14 protein-coding genes and 1 riboswitch are annotated in these 14,642 nt (G+C 41.8%); of the genes, 8 read left to right on the top strand and 6 right to left on the bottom strand.

Annotated features, from left to right (window positions below; genetic code table 11):
- Positions 1–43 precede the first annotated feature (43 nt).
- The 3 genes from AC2EXB_RS18610 (at position 44) to AC2EXB_RS18600 (ending at position 3,110) form a co-directional block, all read left to right on the top strand.
- Complete coding sequence (locus AC2EXB_RS18610) at positions 44–952, top strand: F510_1955 family glycosylhydrolase (protein ID WP_483602755.1); 909 nt, start codon at positions 44–46, stop codon at positions 950–952.
- Between the two features lie 99 nt (positions 953–1,051).
- Positions 1,052–2,455: a sensor histidine kinase gene (locus AC2EXB_RS18605; protein ID WP_483602753.1), complete on the top strand. Its 1,404-nt coding sequence runs from the start codon at positions 1,052–1,054 to the stop codon at positions 2,453–2,455.
- Positions 2,433–3,110, top strand: coding sequence for a response regulator transcription factor (locus AC2EXB_RS18600; RefSeq protein ID WP_483602751.1), 678 nt, complete (start codon positions 2,433–2,435; stop codon positions 3,108–3,110). The genes AC2EXB_RS18605 and AC2EXB_RS18600 overlap by 23 nt, the downstream gene beginning before the upstream one ends.
- Before the next feature lie 60 nt (positions 3,111–3,170).
- Here AC2EXB_RS18600 and AC2EXB_RS18595 read toward each other — a convergent pair whose 3' ends face one another.
- Positions 3,171–3,503 carry a four-helix bundle copper-binding protein gene (locus AC2EXB_RS18595; RefSeq protein ID WP_483602749.1) on the bottom strand — a complete coding sequence of 111 codons (333 nt, stop codon included), beginning with the start codon at positions 3,501–3,503 and terminating at the stop codon, positions 3,171–3,173.
- Positions 3,504–3,815: 312 nt separating this feature from the next.
- On the opposite strand from AC2EXB_RS18595, the gene copZ reads away from it, so the two are divergent.
- Positions 3,816–4,019 (top strand): copper chaperone CopZ, encoded by a 204-nt coding sequence (copZ, locus tag AC2EXB_RS18590; protein ID WP_483602747.1) that lies wholly within the window; start codon positions 3,816–3,818, stop codon positions 4,017–4,019.
- A 124-nt stretch (positions 4,020–4,143) separates the two neighbouring features.
- Positions 4,144–6,276, top strand: coding sequence for a heavy metal translocating P-type ATPase (locus AC2EXB_RS18585; RefSeq protein ID WP_483602745.1), 2,133 nt, complete (start codon positions 4,144–4,146; stop codon positions 6,274–6,276).
- 306 nt (positions 6,277–6,582) lie between these two features.
- Here AC2EXB_RS18585 and AC2EXB_RS18580 read toward each other — a convergent pair whose 3' ends face one another.
- Together AC2EXB_RS18580 and AC2EXB_RS18575 are read right to left on the bottom strand one after the other, a co-directional pair.
- A complete protein-coding gene (locus tag AC2EXB_RS18580) occupies positions 6,583–7,533 on the bottom strand; it encodes a nucleotidyl transferase AbiEii/AbiGii toxin family protein (RefSeq protein WP_246807673.1) in 951 nt (316 codons plus the stop codon).
- A complete protein-coding gene (locus AC2EXB_RS18575; RefSeq protein WP_246807674.1) occupies positions 7,502–8,149 on the bottom strand; it encodes a DUF6088 family protein in 648 nt (215 codons plus the stop codon). The genes AC2EXB_RS18580 and AC2EXB_RS18575 overlap by 32 nt, the downstream gene beginning before the upstream one ends.
- A gap of 339 nt (positions 8,150–8,488) precedes the next feature.
- On the opposite strand from AC2EXB_RS18575, the gene AC2EXB_RS18570 reads away from it, so the two are divergent.
- Together AC2EXB_RS18570 and AC2EXB_RS18565 are read left to right on the top strand one after the other, a co-directional pair.
- A complete protein-coding gene (locus AC2EXB_RS18570) occupies positions 8,489–8,770 on the top strand; it encodes a hypothetical protein (protein WP_483602743.1) in 282 nt (93 codons plus the stop codon).
- Positions 8,771–9,216: 446 nt separating this feature from the next.
- Positions 9,217–9,456 carry a hypothetical protein gene (locus tag AC2EXB_RS18565; protein ID WP_483602741.1) on the top strand — a complete coding sequence of 80 codons (240 nt, stop codon included), beginning with the start codon at positions 9,217–9,219 and terminating at the stop codon, positions 9,454–9,456.
- A gap of 523 nt (positions 9,457–9,979) precedes the next feature.
- Here the strand turns inward: AC2EXB_RS18565 and AC2EXB_RS18560 are convergent.
- Complete coding sequence (locus tag AC2EXB_RS18560; RefSeq protein ID WP_483602740.1) at positions 9,980–11,296, bottom strand: IS1380 family transposase; 1,317 nt, start codon at positions 11,294–11,296, stop codon at positions 9,980–9,982.
- Positions 11,297–11,559: 263 nt separating this feature from the next.
- Here AC2EXB_RS18560 and AC2EXB_RS18555 point away from each other — a divergent pair, with 263 nt between their 5' ends.
- Complete coding sequence (locus tag AC2EXB_RS18555; protein ID WP_204591910.1) at positions 11,560–11,862, top strand: putative quinol monooxygenase; 303 nt, start codon at positions 11,560–11,562, stop codon at positions 11,860–11,862.
- 610 nt (positions 11,863–12,472) lie between these two features.
- A riboswitch (cyclic di-GMP riboswitch) is annotated at positions 12,473–12,559 on the top strand.
- A 335-nt stretch (positions 12,560–12,894) separates the two neighbouring features.
- On the opposite strand, the gene AC2EXB_RS18550 is transcribed toward AC2EXB_RS18555, so the two are convergent.
- The gene (locus AC2EXB_RS18550) at positions 12,895–13,938 is read right to left on the bottom strand and encodes an IS1380 family transposase (protein ID WP_483602738.1); all 1,044 of its coding nucleotides are present in this window, start codon (positions 13,936–13,938) and stop codon (positions 12,895–12,897) included.
- Positions 13,862–14,197: a transposase gene (locus AC2EXB_RS18545; RefSeq protein WP_483602736.1), complete on the bottom strand. Its 336-nt coding sequence runs from the start codon at positions 14,195–14,197 to the stop codon at positions 13,862–13,864. Before AC2EXB_RS18545 ends, AC2EXB_RS18550 begins: the two co-directional genes overlap by 77 nt.
- Between the last annotated feature and the right edge of the window lie 445 nt (positions 14,198–14,642).

Below are 14,642 nucleotides of genomic sequence, written 5' to 3'. Positions count from 1 at the left end.
AGTACAATGATTTTTAGAAAAAGCAATTTGGAGGAATAATCAAATGACAAAAAAGAGAATATTGACAAGTATGCTGTCGGCTTTGCTTTTAGTGGCAGGCTGCAGCAACGGTACAGCAGAATCATTCGAAGTGCCGTTTGAAGGCAAAATGGATCATGTTCATGGGATGGGTTATGCAGGAAATGAGAACGGACTGTATTTTGCCTCGCATATCGGGCTGAAAATTTACCGGGAAGAGGGCTGGTTCGAAACGACGGATAATTTTCATGATTATATGGGCTTTAATGCAACAGATGAAGGATTTATTACGTCGGGTCACCCAAGTGCAGATTCGGAGTTGCCCAATCCACTGGGAATCCAGCGCATTATCGACAGCGGTGAATCCATTGAGGAGATTGCGTTTCAGGGAGAAACGGATTTTCATGCCATGGCGGTGGGATACAGCAGTAACGACATTTTCCTGATCAATCCGGCCAAGAATTCCCTACTGGAAGCCGGCGTATATAAAAGCGGTGATGAAGGCGAATCATGGGAACCTGTGAAAGCTGAAGGAATGGAAGGGGAAGTAGCTGCACTCGCCCTTCACCCGACGGATTCGAACTTTGTCGCTGCAGCTACGGAGGCAGGGATTTATTTCTCGCGGGATGCCGGAGAAACTTTTAAAGCCATTACAAACGGAAGTGAAACAGGCACAGCGGTGCATTTCACCGAAGACCAGTTGTATTTCGGAAGCTACGGGACAGCGGCGGCTCTGGTGAAGTATACTATGGAAAATGAAGAACTCGAGCCGGTGGATACACCGGATCTTCCACAAGATGCCATCGCTTTTATTGCACATAACCCGATGGATGAAATGGAACTGGCAATCTACACATTTGAAGGCAATGGCTACTTGTCGGAAGACGGATTACAGACCTGGGAAACGCTGCTGAAAGAGGGAAAAACCAAGTAGAAACCAGCTAGCCGTTTGAAAGACGAACCAAATCCGACGGCATTCGGCAGCAGTCTTTATCTTGATTGCTGCTAGCCAATCGACTTAAAGAGGGACGCCATGTTAAATCGACTTGCATTAAAAATCGGCTTGCTGTTTTTTGTGTTTATCATCATCATTGAATCGGTTCTGTTTCTAACGCTATATGTTACATTCGTCAATGAACGGGTGGATGAAGTCATGACCAATCTGCTCGCAAGAGGGAATACCCACAGTGAAGTATTGGAAGACAGTTTTGAACCAGCAACATTGAACCATGTGGCATTGATGGAATCGGCCTCCGACTTCATCGTGATTATTACAGATGCAAATGGCAACGAGTTGACCCACTCCGATCAGATTGAATCTGAAATGAGGAAAATGCTGGCACACACCGATTTTGATGAGGTTCCGCAGGGAGGGAAGGTCGTTGAAGGGCAATGGAACAAAAAAGAGTTTATTGCAACAGACAGCCCGATCACCATCGAAGGGGAACATCGAGGCCACGTGTTTATGTTTGCGGAGACGAATCATATCAAAGGGATGGTCAGTCACTTGCGTAACCAATTCCTGATTGTTGGCCTGATTGCTGTCGGATTGACCGTCATCACAATTTTTCTGTTATCCCGATTGATTACGCTGCCATTGATTCGGATGAAAGAAGCAACAGAACAGTTAAGCGGAGGGCACAACGAGGTCAGCCTGAATATTGGCCGAAACGATGAGTTGGGGGAGCTGGCGAATGCCATCACTGCGCTATCCAATGACTTGGAACATTTGAAAAATGAGCGAAATGAATTTTTGGCGAGCATTTCGCACGAATTGCGGACGCCATTGACCTATATCAAAGGATATGCCGATATCGCGAGCCGGCCGGATGCCTCCGAGGAAGAGAAAAGGGAATACATTGGCATCATCCGGGAAGAGACAGCCCATTTGACGGAATTGATCCGACAGTTGTTTGATCTGGCTCAGATGGATCATAATCAGTTCGCCATTCAGAAAGAGAAATTTTCACTGGAGATGCTTTTTGCATCCGTCGTTGCCTTGGTCCGGCCAGCTTTTGAAGAGAAACGGATTTCATTGGCTGTCCATTGTGAGCCTGAAATTATCACTTTCATTGATCCCGAACGTTTTCAGCAGGTATTGCTGAATGTCCTGGACAACGCCCGCAAGCATTCTCCTGAAGGAACGCGGGTGGTAGTACAGGGAGTCCAAGATGAAGATACCATCACTATAAGCATCCGGGATGAAGGAGAAGGCATACCGGAAAAAGATCTTCCTTTTGTCTTTGGACGATTGTATCGGGTCGATAAATCCAGATCCAGACAGTCCGGAGGAAGCGGTCTTGGCTTGGCGATTGCGAAAGAGATCGTCGAATCACACGGTGGTCTCATGACGCTTCAAAGTGAGTACAGACACGGGACAACCGTCCGGATTGAACTGAAAAGGGGGGATTCGCTTGCAGAAAGTGCTGTTGGTTGATGATGAAAAACGAATGCTGGATTTAGTGGCGTTGTATTTGAAGCCGCATCAGTTCCTCTGTAAAAAAGCCCTGGGAGCCCATGAAGCCCTCGACTATTTGGAAGCGGAACCTTTCGATCTCGTCTTACTGGATATTATGATGCCGGAAATGGATGGCTGGGAACTGTGCCGCGAAATCCGGAAATTTTCGGATGTGCCAATCATCATGCTGACGGCGCGGGAACAGCAGGGGGATATTGTGAAGGGCTTGAACCTGGGGGCTGACGATTACATCACCAAGCCGTTTAATGAAGATGAGCTGCTGGCCCGGATGGGAGCGCTGCTTCGCAGAAGAACGCCGAAAAACATCATTGAAGTTGATGGGCTGGTTTGGGACGAAGACCGGTTTGAACTCACGTACGGCAAACAGATCATCAAATTGACGCCAAAAGAATTTCTCATGGTGGGCCATCTGATGAAAAATGCCGATAAGGTATTTACGAGAGAGCAGCTGATCCAGCTGATCTGGGGATTCAACTCAGAGACGGAAGGGCGGACCATCGATTCGCATGTGCGAAATGTCCGGGAAAAAATCCGCCAGTCCGGTTTTCCGGTCGATGAACATTTCCTCACGGTGTGGGGGATCGGCTACAAATGGATTCATGAAGCAGAATGATGCTTGATAAAAGAAAAAGGTCCGTCGGAAAATATTTCCGACGGGCCTTTTTGAGTAAGGTTATGCTGCGTTACGGCAAGCTTCTGCACATCTGCGGCAAGCTTCCGCACAGCGTCTGCAATGTTCATGATGATCGGCGTGCTTCTCACATTCCTCTGCGCAAGCTTCGCAAATGGTTGCGCAAACGGCTACCAGTTTGGAAACGAACGGCGAATTGCGGGTAATGGCATGTTCCAGAAATGCGCAAATGTCCGCGCATTCCCGGTCTAATCGAATACACTTTGCCACCATCTTCACATCGTCTTCCTGCAGACAAGCGTCAAAACAATGGTTACATTCCGCCGCGCAATCGTGCAATGCCTGAATCAATTCCTGATGTTGTTCATGAGCCATGTCAAAACCTCCATTTTTTATTTTTTGCTTCAGTTACTGAATTTCCCTCTATATTCCAGACTAAACGGAAATACCGAAACTCCATAGAAACTGCACAAATCTAGTAATACAACAGCAAAATCCTTCTGAAAAACCAGAAAGCTTATGTGTCGACAACTTATTGATTCACCCAAAGCAAAGGAGTTGGGTTAGAAGGCTTGCAGTTTACAGACGGCATAAAAACAATAACAAAGTAAAAATCGAACGAGTTACTTGATATACCCTAATGGGGTATGTTACGTTTAAGGAAATCTTACTTTAGGAGGAAAAATAATGATTGAAACATTAAAAGTGCAAGGCATGTCCTGTGGCCATTGTATAAATTCGGTTGAAAATGGCGTCGGTGAAATCGAAGGGGTATCATCTGTTACAGTTGACCTTAAACAAGGTGAAGTGGCAGTAAATTATGACACCGGCAAGACATCGTTAAACGTAATCCAGGAAGCGATTGAAGAACAGGGATATAACGTCGTATAAGAGTGCTTCCACAGCACTCTTTACTTTTAAAAGCAGTATACCCCCAAGCAGTATACTGCGGCTGTTAAGAATGTAAAAAAGCTAATTGCAAGAAAGAAACTCTATTTTGAAGGAGGCGTACTCAATGGCTAAAAATGAGAAAGACCATCATCATCATGAACCGGCAGATCACAGTAAAATGGATCATTCCGAACATGTTGGTCATGCTTACCATGAAGACCAGGTGGAAGAGGGGATTCATGACGGCATCAGCCCTTCCACAACCAATAATCACCATGCCCATCATAATCATGGCGATCATGATCACAGTGAACACGAGCATCATCACCACGGGAACTTCAAGGAAATTTTTCTGAAGTCGCTGCCCTTGGGGATTGTCATTCTATTATTGTCGCCAATGATGGATATTCGGCTGCCCTTCCAGTTTACCTTCCCGTACTCGGACATTGTGGTCGCGGTATTAGCGACCATCTTGCTGATTTATGGCGGAAAACCCTTCTATCAGGGGGCAATCGCAGAATTCAAGAAAAAAGCGCCGGGCATGATGGCCCTTATTTCGTTAGGGTTGTCCGTTTCTTATTTGTATAGCATTTATGCGGTGTTGGTCCGCTATGTGACCGGCGAACATGTTATGGACTTTTTCTTTGAATTTGCTTCGTTGCTGCTGATCATGCTTCTTGGGCACTGGATTGAAATGAAAGCGGTGGGAGAAGCAGGAGATGCGCAAAAATCGCTCGCTGAATTAGTGCCGAAAGATGCGCATGTGTTATTGGACGACGATTCGATTGAGACGCGTCCCGTAACCGAGTTGAAAGTCGGAGATCTGATACGGGTTCAGGCCGGTGAAAATGTTCCGGCAGACGGCATCATCAAGAGAGGAGCCTCCCGGATCAATGAAGCTCTTTTGACGGGGGAATCTAAACCCATTGAAAAAGGAGTCGGAGACAAAGCGATCGGCGGTTCGACGAACGGTGCAGGCATCTTGTATCTTGAAGTACAGGAAACCGGTGACCAGTCGTTCCTTTCTCAAGTGCAAACCTTGATCAGCGAGGCTCAAAAGCAGCCTTCAAGAGCCGAAAATCTGGCTCAAAAAGTGGCCGGCTGGCTATTTTATATCGCCATTGCAGCAGCTGTCATCGCGTTTGTCGTTTGGCTGTTTATAGCAGATTTTCGAACCGCAGTTCTCTTTACGGTCACGACGCTGGTCATCGCTTGTCCGCACGCTCTCGGCCTCGCGATTCCGCTGGTTATTGCACGAAGCACCAGTTTGGGTGCAAGCCGTGGGTTGCTGGTGAAAGACCGGGAAGCATTGGAACTGGCAACGAAGTCCGATGTGATGATACTGGATAAAACAGGCACCTTGACTACTGGTGAATTTAAATTACTGGGCATGGAAACGCTGGATGGCCAATATACCGAAGCTGAAATCGCGGCCCTTATGGCAGGGATTGAAGGCGGATCGAGCCATCCAATCGCCCAATCGATCGTCCATTATGCTGAAAAACAGGGGATTCAGCCTGTCCGCTTTGATTCGATTGATGTCGTGTCGGGTGCCGGCGTGGAAGGAAATGCCAATGGCCGAAAGTATGAATTGATCAGTCAAAAGGCACTTGGAAGGGATGTAGCGGTGGATGTTCCGAAAGGGGCCACATTAAGTATCCTGGTTGAAGACGGGAAACCGATCGGTACGGTTGCATTAGGTGATGAATTAAAAGAAGCGAGTAAAACGCTGATACAGGCATTGAAGTATAACGGGATACAACCAATCATGGCCACGGGTGATAATGAAACGGCTGCTCAAGGGGTGGCGGAGGAACTGGGTATTGAATACAGAGCCAATCAGTCTCCACAAGATAAATATGACTTAGTGGAATCACTGAAAAACAAAGGGCAGACGGTCATCATGGTCGGTGATGGCGTAAACGACGCCCCATCTCTTGCAATTGCAGACGTCGGCATAGCAGTCGGTGCCGGAACTCAAGTCGCCATCGATTCCGCTGATGTGATTTTGACGCAATCGGATCCGGGGGATATTGAATCCTTTATCGAATTGGCCAACAAAACAACCAGTAAAATGAAGCAGAACCTCGTATGGGGAGCCGGTTATAACTTTATTGCCATTCCCATAGCGGCGGGTGTTCTAGCTTCCATTGGGATCACATTGGCTCCTGCAGCAGGCGCAGTTCTAATGTCCGTGTCCACGATTATCGTGGCAATCAATGCGATGACATTGAAACTAAGAAATCGAGGTGTCTAACATAGGGTTTACTTGTCGTACACGAAAAGTGCTGCTTCCCAAAAGTTGAATTTCCTTTAACCTTGGGGGCACAGTTTTGTATTAGGTTAAAGTCAAACGCAGGTTTGAAGACTTTGGATAATTAAATATTGTTTTATGGTTTACATATGACACCTTATCGGAAGCAGAATCAATTACTAATGAAATCGGGCGGTTCACTGAAGCTCAAAAAGAATGAGGAACTCCGGTCTTTTCGATAACTGGCTAAAGACTATAGCTTTCATGGTTTTCGACAAAAATCGCCCAACCAGTTAGCTGGTTGGGCGTTTATATTTGGATGACAGTTGGTAAAAAGTCGCTGTCGATAATTTTTTTCAAGCTATCGATGGTTTCTTCATAAGACACATCTTCAGCCAGGAACGTTTTCGTATTGCGGTTATAGTCCTGCTTATAGAAATCGGTGCTAATGATTTCATTCAATGTCTTTATCAGTTCATAGCCAGGCTGACAGGAAGCCGTGTCCCGACCATCTCTTCGAATCTCGATCACCTCAGGAATTAGTAATTTCAATCCTGCTGCATCGACGAATCCACTTCCTTCAATCATATGCAGATCGTATAGGTGCCTTGAATAGCGAGTACTTTCTTTTTTTTCGTAATAATCGCAGATGGCAAAGATTTTATCAAGAAACGTCCGGTCGATCGTCTGCACATTCGCCGCAAATGGTCTCATCTCGTATTCATCCAAAAACCGTTCTTTTTCCGCTTCGTCGCCCTCTGCAGCCATAACGAACTTCGTGATGTAATTGCTTACTCCAAGCTGTTCGAATGGAAAGGGCTTATAGGCGACATTCGTTTCCACAAGGATGTGAGGGGACATCTCATCGTCACCTTCAAATACTTTTCGATAGGCAATTTCATACTCATTGAACTCCCGGCCTGATCGAATCTGATCCGGATTAAGCAGGGAAAATCCGAGGTCCTCAATCACAAATTCGATCGCCGCTTTCAGCTTCTTTTTTTCGCTTCTCGGCAGCTTATTGTTGTCTCCAAGCGGAACGCTGAGATCTAGGTCTTCTGAAAAACGCTTGATGACATCGTAGCACTTCGAGAGGGAGGTTCCGCCCTTAAATACAACGCCAGGGAAGACGGAAACCAGCCGCTTCAGAAGCAGGGACACATAATAATCCTTTTCAATCTGGAAATTCTGCAGTCCATACGCTGCAGCCGCTGACCGGACCAACTCATTAAACAACTCGTTCTCTTCGTGCAATCGCATCTAATAACCCCAATTCATATACTCTCAGTTTTGTTTTTATCGGGTACACATCGAGATATTCCTTCACTTCCCGTTCATTCAATGACACGCCCTCTAGATAGGACAAGATTTTCTCTTTCACCACTTCAAGCGGTTTTTCACTGTACTGCTCATAATTATTCAATAGGTCGAGCACTTGAAGAAGCTTGTAGTTGGATTTATTCACGTTTACTCTTGGTTTTCGGATGATGAACCTTTTTTTGTATACATTTACTTCCCGCTTGGCGGCGGAAGCATTATTTGTCACGATGGTCGCAACCGCTGCTGTTTGGGAAGTCAGGCCCAAAGCATTGGCGAAATTGGTACCTGACTTGTAACCGATGATACGATCCCGATCCTCTAAAAATTTTTTTCGCACAATCTGGTCTGTATCTAGCACAGCTGAGCCGAACAGCGGTTTCTTTTTTGGAATGAAGTAGATGCCGTTCTGGACTTTCGCCAGCAGACCTTTGTCAGAAAGGCGCTTGATATACTGCCTGAGGGTACTTGGATTCAGCTTGAGCTCCTCTTTTAGTTGCTCCGTGAGAATAGGTTCATCGTATCCGTATTCATCTAATAGATATTGATAAAGTTCCATCGGTACTCACCTCTTTCCTATATTGTAACATATTTAAAAAATAAAATTCAAAAAACGTTACACTCGATATGGCTGAAACCCAAAGGAGAACTTCTATTTTTTTAAGTGACGGGATAGTTCGTTAATAAAATAGAGGAGAGAGATATGGCCATTTAGAGCTACATTTTCTCCTGATATGTTCGTAAAAGTGTACTTTTACGAACGCTTTGAACCAGAAGAATCTATGAAATATAAAAGACGGTTGTATCACTATGCTTGGTTAAGGTGGAGTCTATATTTTATATACGAATCAGGGATGCATTGATATACTAAAAACTAGAAGAGAAGGAGGGAATTGGGATGAGGATCTTTTCAAAAGCTTTAATAGGAGCAACTGCTACCCATGGTATTTATTTCATGACTACTTTTGCAGTAGGATATATAAAAACGGTGAATTACAAATCAGATTGGGAAGCCGCTTGGGCAAACGTAGAAAATCTGCAAAGCGAAGTTGCTTTCGGCTATGCACCTTCTCCTTTTCTGTACGTAGGTTCGTTTTTAGTGACGGTATTAGCATGTGGAATTATTTTAAGAAGGTATGAAAAATTCTCCTCCAATTCTTCTGAAACAGGGGTATCATAAACCTTTGATTATTAGCGAATCTGAATGTAACTTAAGTGCAGTTAAGTTACATTCACTTTTTGAAATTACATTAATTAAGATTTGGGAAGTCGTTGAAAGCGGGGGAAGGAAATTGTTGCGTAGATGGAATCTTTTTTTAACAGTGGTAGTTCTTATTTTCATGATATCGTGGTTCATTATTCCAGGATTTGAAGTCCCTAATTTTCTTGTATTTTTGGTAGGATCTATTTTATTTCTATCACTTGGTATAGAACACTTAAGAAATGAAATGAAAACAGTAGGGTATCTATACATATGTGTAACATTTATAGGCTTTCTGGCTGTGATTAGCGAATTGTTTTAGTAACAAGCTATTCGATTTTTTTCTTTAGTTCTGAATGTAACTTATTGTGAATTAAGTTACATTCAGAACCAGCAATAAAAATAAATCCTGCCAGGTGGATTCCATGTTAAAACTATTAATTTTTCCTATTTTATTAGCCATTTTATTCTTTTCAAATGCTTTAATTACTTCTAATTTGGTATTTCTCATAGCAGGATTCTTGATTTTCTTTTACGCAACTGAATTTTTATTAAAAGGTGATCGGGATATTTTCAAAGTTAAAAACAAAGCATTTGCTTTGGTTATTTTTACGATATTCATTGGTTCAATTTTATTTTCAGCTTATTATGTCAGCTTTAGATAAGGGATTTTGAATGTAACTTATTAGCAATTAAGTTACATTCAGATTCAGCGTTAAGGGGATTTATATGATTTTAGGTTATACTGTTTTTTTGTATTTTCGATACTTATAAATTAGCGAAATCAACATGCCTATAGTTAAGATTATCGGCAAATAAAGTTTAACGAATGAGCCACCTTCATACATGTAAGCAGCAAAATATAAAAATCCTACTGCCAATACACCTGTCCAAAGTGACCGAATAAATTTCTCCCTATCCGACAGATTCCAGTAAAAAAATTTTATGTTCATCGTCTCCTTTAAACTTTTTAAGACTGATATTATTAATATCCTGAATTATTCATACCTTCGTCAAAAGGCATGGTTCTAGCCAAAAGTCGATTAGATTTCCGTTCTTTTGAAAGAATGGTGTTTATTTTTTTCTTGGATACAGTTTTTTCAGAATTCAGTTCTGAAAATTACCCTTTTTGGGCAGACTTCTCCCTTGGAATTAACCCTGATTTTAAAAACGTGTCAAATGAGCAGGTTATTCTATCTGTAATCTTTGAATTCGGCCAAGCACCTTCCAAAAGAAGTTTTGATAGACAAAACTTGAAGATAATTTAAAGTGTAGGGATCTCCCTGACTTTACTAACTTACTTGCCACTTTAATAAGTCGTGTTCGAATAGTTTCAATTTGCATCTTCTTTTGTTCAGGTGGTAAAGCAAGGGTTCGCAGCCAATTCGTTAAGTTATAAGCTAGAAGACTCAACATCATTCTTACCTCGTTCACTTGAAAAAAATGACTATTCATTTGATCGAATTTGAAACCATTCTTGGCCTCCTTGATATAGTTCTCCATCGTCCCTCTTTTTTGGTACGCACGGACGATATCTTTTGGAGAAAAGGCAACTTCTAAATTGGTCACAAAAAATGAATGGATAAACAACAGTTCACCTGCTGGACGTATCGATTGTATAATCACTTTTCTAGGTTTAGACCATGACTTCGCTTGATAAATCGTTTCTTCAAAATAGCATTCGGTCTTTGTGACATCTGAAGGCAAAGAGGTAGGACGGTATTCTTCCGCAATCTGTTGAAGTTGAGCATTAGACTTTAGTCGAATGACGTAATAAACCGATTCTTTTTCGCACAAATCATATAAAGCAGGGACGGCAAAACCACTATCTCCGCGAACAAATAATGAAGTTTCCGGGAATTTCTCGTTGTAATGTTCAATAAGTGGTTGTATAAATTCAATTACACCGTTAGAAGTGTACACATTTCCAGAACGCAGCTTTGCCTTCAAAAAGTCGCCGGTTACACCATCAAAAGCGACTAATGGATGGAAACCAATGGTTCCATAATGAGCATTGTAAGCCGCTGACTCTTGATGCCCGTAGGTATCTGAATGAGTTGAATCCAAATCAAAGATAAGTGCTTTAGAATCTCTGAACGTATGAACTTTATCGATCAGCTCTTGATTGGCCCGTTCTAATTGTTCGATAGATGTTTGATCAAACCGTCTAAAAAAGCGAGATAAACTAGGCTGGGAAGCTAAGGCCGGTGTTCCAATGATTTGGGTGAACACAGGATCATTCGTTAGCTGGTCAGCAGCGTCATCTTCTGAATAGCCGGCAATCATTTGATAGATCTTTTGACGAAGTAAATTTTCATTTGAATGAACAAAGTAAGTTCTGGAATCTTTCAAGTTTAAGTGTTTAGCCAACGTCTTTGAGAAACCCATTTTCTCATCGAATTCTCTAAAGATGAATTCACCTGTATCAGAGGAAAGAGAACCTCCATCATTCGCTACTTTAATTTGACGATTGAAATCAAGAGTTAATTGGGGTAAAGTAGCCATTATAAGAATCCTTTCTGATGGCTATTTTATGGTGATTTAACTTTATCAGAAGTGGATTCTTTTTTCATTTTTTTAATGCATTAAATTTGAACGAGAAAGCTGATTAGATAGGCGATATTAGCCTATTTTAGAAAATCTGTGAATAATTCAGGATATAGTATACTTTTTTATACTATGTAACAATAAAGTGTGTACTTTTAAAGATGGAATGTTATGTGATATATTAATGGATGAAGTTTCTAATTTGAGGAGGAGGTAGAAAAATGGTTAATGTAGCGCTATTGGTTCGACTTGAAGCAAAACCTGGAAAAGAAGCGGAAGTTGAAAGCTTCCTACGTGGGGCCCTACCTGTGGTTCAGGAGGAGTCAGAAACGATCGCATGGTTTGCGATCCGACTTGGACCTACGACATTCGGCATCTTTGACGCATTCCCGGACGACACAGGTCGTCAAGCACACCTTTCTGGTCAAGTGGCTGCGGCATTGATGGAGAAAGCTCCTGAACTTTTCGCAGAGCCACCAGTGATTGAAAATATTGACGTACTTGCTTCCAAGCTTCCTAAATAAAGTCATATTATCGCTGCCATCGTATCTGTCCAGAGACAGTGGATGGCAGTTTTTTGATTATTAGTTTTGGCGTGAGCTATATAAAGTGGAACACCTATAGGGAGGGGAAGCGGACAAACTGCTTCTTTTTATTTATCAATTAATCCGATTAATGGAATAAAAACTAGGAGAAATCATTTACAGCTACCTATTTTATACCGTTTCAGTTAATACCCAAAGTATAAATTAAAATGATTTGGGTAAGAAGAAGTTCTCTTAATCGCAACTTTTTATGGCCTTGTACAAGTTTAGAACGATGCACGGCCTTACCGATGGATGTATATAACACAGCGCTTACAAGAGAATCTGCACCAAATTTACTCCTTATTTTATCTACTACATATCTGAGCTCTCTTTTTTTCTAGCCACCGCTCAATATGTTAAAACGATTTTCCACTAACCTGTCACGTTCGTTGACAAAATGGATGGCTGAGCGAAATCGAAACTCATTTATGAAAGAATAAATAATAGAATAGTTCTAAAATTTTAGTAGTTCTTTTTTGAAATTTTTTAGTAAAATAGTACATTTTACTCAATTCGCTATTTATCGACAAATTTATATGTGCTAATATACCTAATGGGGCAAATTTTACGAAAGTAAAAGACGCAAAGTCACGGACTTACAGCATATTCACGCCATGGTAGCCGGGCCGCCAGGATTCTCCCTGTAATTTCCCTTTCATAATTTGCCTGAATTATAGAGAAGGGTGCTATTTAATTTGAAAACAATTCTGCTTGCAGATGATTCTGTCTTTATGAGAACATTTTTAAACCTAGATTATTCATAGCACCATAATAATCAAAGAAAATCTCCTGGATTTCAAGAAATCAGCTGTTTGTAAGGAATGTATCACGTTCTTTGCTTGGACAATAGAAGAAAAATGAGATTTTTATATATGAAACGCTTCTTTGATGGCGAGTTGACCTAAAAAAGGGCAGACTTCACCCTTGTACGTGAATGAATTTCAAAATTTCAGGGGACTTTATAATGTTTTAGGTTTGGATCAACCGCAGCGTCTTAAAGAACTCTTCCTGGTAGACGAAGGATTTCGACAGTTTCAAATGAAGATAACGGCCCGATTTCGTAAGTTTCGCTCCTATTTTGATTACCAAGCTTCTAAACGTTCCCATCCGAAACGATTTAAGCGCGGCAGTAAAGAATAGATTCTTCGCAGCGATATGTAAGTTATAGGCGATGAGGGCGATCATCATTCTTGCGCAGTTGGCCGTAAAATCATGGCTGCTTGTATATTTACAGCCAAAATCATTTTTGGCTTCCTTAATAAACAGCTCCATTTCTCCTCGTTTTTTGTAAAGCCGGAAAATCATCTTTGGTTCGGAAGTCAGGCCCGTCACAATGAAAGTATGGGTAAAGAGAAGTTCGTTTGCTTGCCTTTCATATCGAACAACTACTCTTCTTGGACGATCCCAGGAACTTGCCTGATAGTCAAATTCATCATAATGAACCTCCCCATGTTCAGAAGAAGGAGAAGGGGCAGGGCTTATTTCTTCCGCCATGGAATGAAGTTTTGCGTTTGCTTTTAGCCGAATGACATAATGAACTTGTTTCGCTTCGCATGTTTTATACAAGGAAGGGATGGCAAATCCACTATCACCACGGACGAGAATATCCATATGCGGAAGCTTGTTTAAGTATCCTTCGATAATATCTGTCACCATGTCTTCCGCCCCTTTCGATGTATATTGTTCTCCAGAGCGATTAACCGCACGGAGACACATACCTGTCATACAATCGAACGCTAACAAGGGGTGAAATCCAGTTGTTTTGTAATGCACGTTAAAGGCACTTTTTTCCTGATTTCCATAGGTTTGAAAATACGTGGAATCGACATCGATCGTGAGCTGTTGTTGATCTAAACGTTGATGAACATCGATACTTGCCTGAAGGAGGAAATCATTGCTTTGGTCTATGTTTTCGGATGTGAGAACACCATATGTTCTAGAAAGGGTTAAGGGTTGGTTGACTAGCCAAGTAGTCCTTTTCTGTAACCAGAGTAAATGTGGGATCGTCCACAAGGTGTTTCGCAGCGTGATCGCGGTGATATCCCGCTAGATGTTGAAAGACAAGTTGCTCAACAACGGACGGATAGCTATGTTCATGGAAATTCCGGTTATCTTGAATATGCAGGGTGTTATGAAGAGATTGGAAATAGCCGATCTTTTGTGCGGCCTCTTTATAAAGCATAAGCCCTCCATCCGAAGTAATTCTTTCATGGGATAGACCTATTTTCAAAGTAGGGTTGAAGTTTGTTTTCATTTCGTTTAAAGTAGCCATAAGGGAACCTCCAATGTTTGGGTTTAGACACTTTGAACATAACAGAGGCTTCCCTTTTTTTGTACTCTTTTTTCACTTTTTAGGTGAGGGATAACAATAGAGAGAATGCTTGGTACATATGTGATTAGAAGTGTTTTAAAGATTTTGGTGAATAATCTAGGAATATACTGTCTGATTTCCAATTGAGTTTCATTTTTTCAAAAAAGAGGAATTTTGACGAACCGTTTATAGAGTGTTGAATGTAACTTAATTAGCATTAAGTTACATTCAACACCTTTATTTCACCGATCTTCGAAGAGCGAGAGATAAGAATGGAGTTGCTAGAAAAAATGATACATTCAAAAGGCTATTCTGTATGGATATAAATTCGCGCTTTTGAAAGAATATAAGTTTACATATCGCAAAGTTATCGGAAGTTCTTTAAAAACAAATACAAGAAAGGAAG

The sequence above is a fragment of the Planococcus alkaliphilus genome, from assembly GCF_057031095.1.
This window is presented reverse-complemented; position numbering and strand designations above follow the sequence as displayed.

Excerpts from the sequence above, each read along its gene's own strand:
- AC2EXB_RS18610 (WP_483602755.1), top strand. The coding sequence starts at position 44 with ATGACAAAAAAGAGAATATTGACAAGTATGCTGTCGGCTTTGCTTTTA.
- AC2EXB_RS18605 (WP_483602753.1), top strand. The coding sequence starts at position 1,052 with ATGTTAAATCGACTTGCATTAAAAATCGGCTTGCTGTTTTTTGTGTTT.
- AC2EXB_RS18595 (WP_483602749.1), bottom strand. The coding sequence starts at position 3,503 with ATGGCTCATGAACAACATCAGGAATTGATTCAGGCATTGCACGATTGC.
- copZ (WP_483602747.1), top strand. The coding sequence starts at position 3,816 with ATGATTGAAACATTAAAAGTGCAAGGCATGTCCTGTGGCCATTGTATA.
- AC2EXB_RS18585 (WP_483602745.1), top strand. The coding sequence starts at position 4,144 with ATGGCTAAAAATGAGAAAGACCATCATCATCATGAACCGGCAGATCAC.
- AC2EXB_RS18580 (WP_246807673.1), bottom strand. The coding sequence starts at position 7,533 with ATGCGATTGCACGAAGAGAACGAGTTGTTTAATGAGTTGGTCCGGTCA.
- AC2EXB_RS18575 (WP_246807674.1), bottom strand. The coding sequence starts at position 8,149 with ATGGAACTTTATCAATATCTATTAGATGAATACGGATACGATGAACCT.
- AC2EXB_RS18570 (WP_483602743.1), top strand. The coding sequence starts at position 8,489 with ATGAGGATCTTTTCAAAAGCTTTAATAGGAGCAACTGCTACCCATGGT.
- AC2EXB_RS18565 (WP_483602741.1), top strand. The coding sequence starts at position 9,217 with ATGTTAAAACTATTAATTTTTCCTATTTTATTAGCCATTTTATTCTTT.
- AC2EXB_RS18560 (WP_483602740.1), bottom strand. The coding sequence starts at position 11,296 with ATGGCTACTTTACCCCAATTAACTCTTGATTTCAATCGTCAAATTAAA.
- AC2EXB_RS18555 (WP_204591910.1), top strand. The coding sequence starts at position 11,560 with ATGGTTAATGTAGCGCTATTGGTTCGACTTGAAGCAAAACCTGGAAAA.
- AC2EXB_RS18545 (WP_483602736.1), bottom strand. The coding sequence starts at position 14,197 with ATGGCTACTTTAAACGAAATGAAAACAAACTTCAACCCTACTTTGAAA.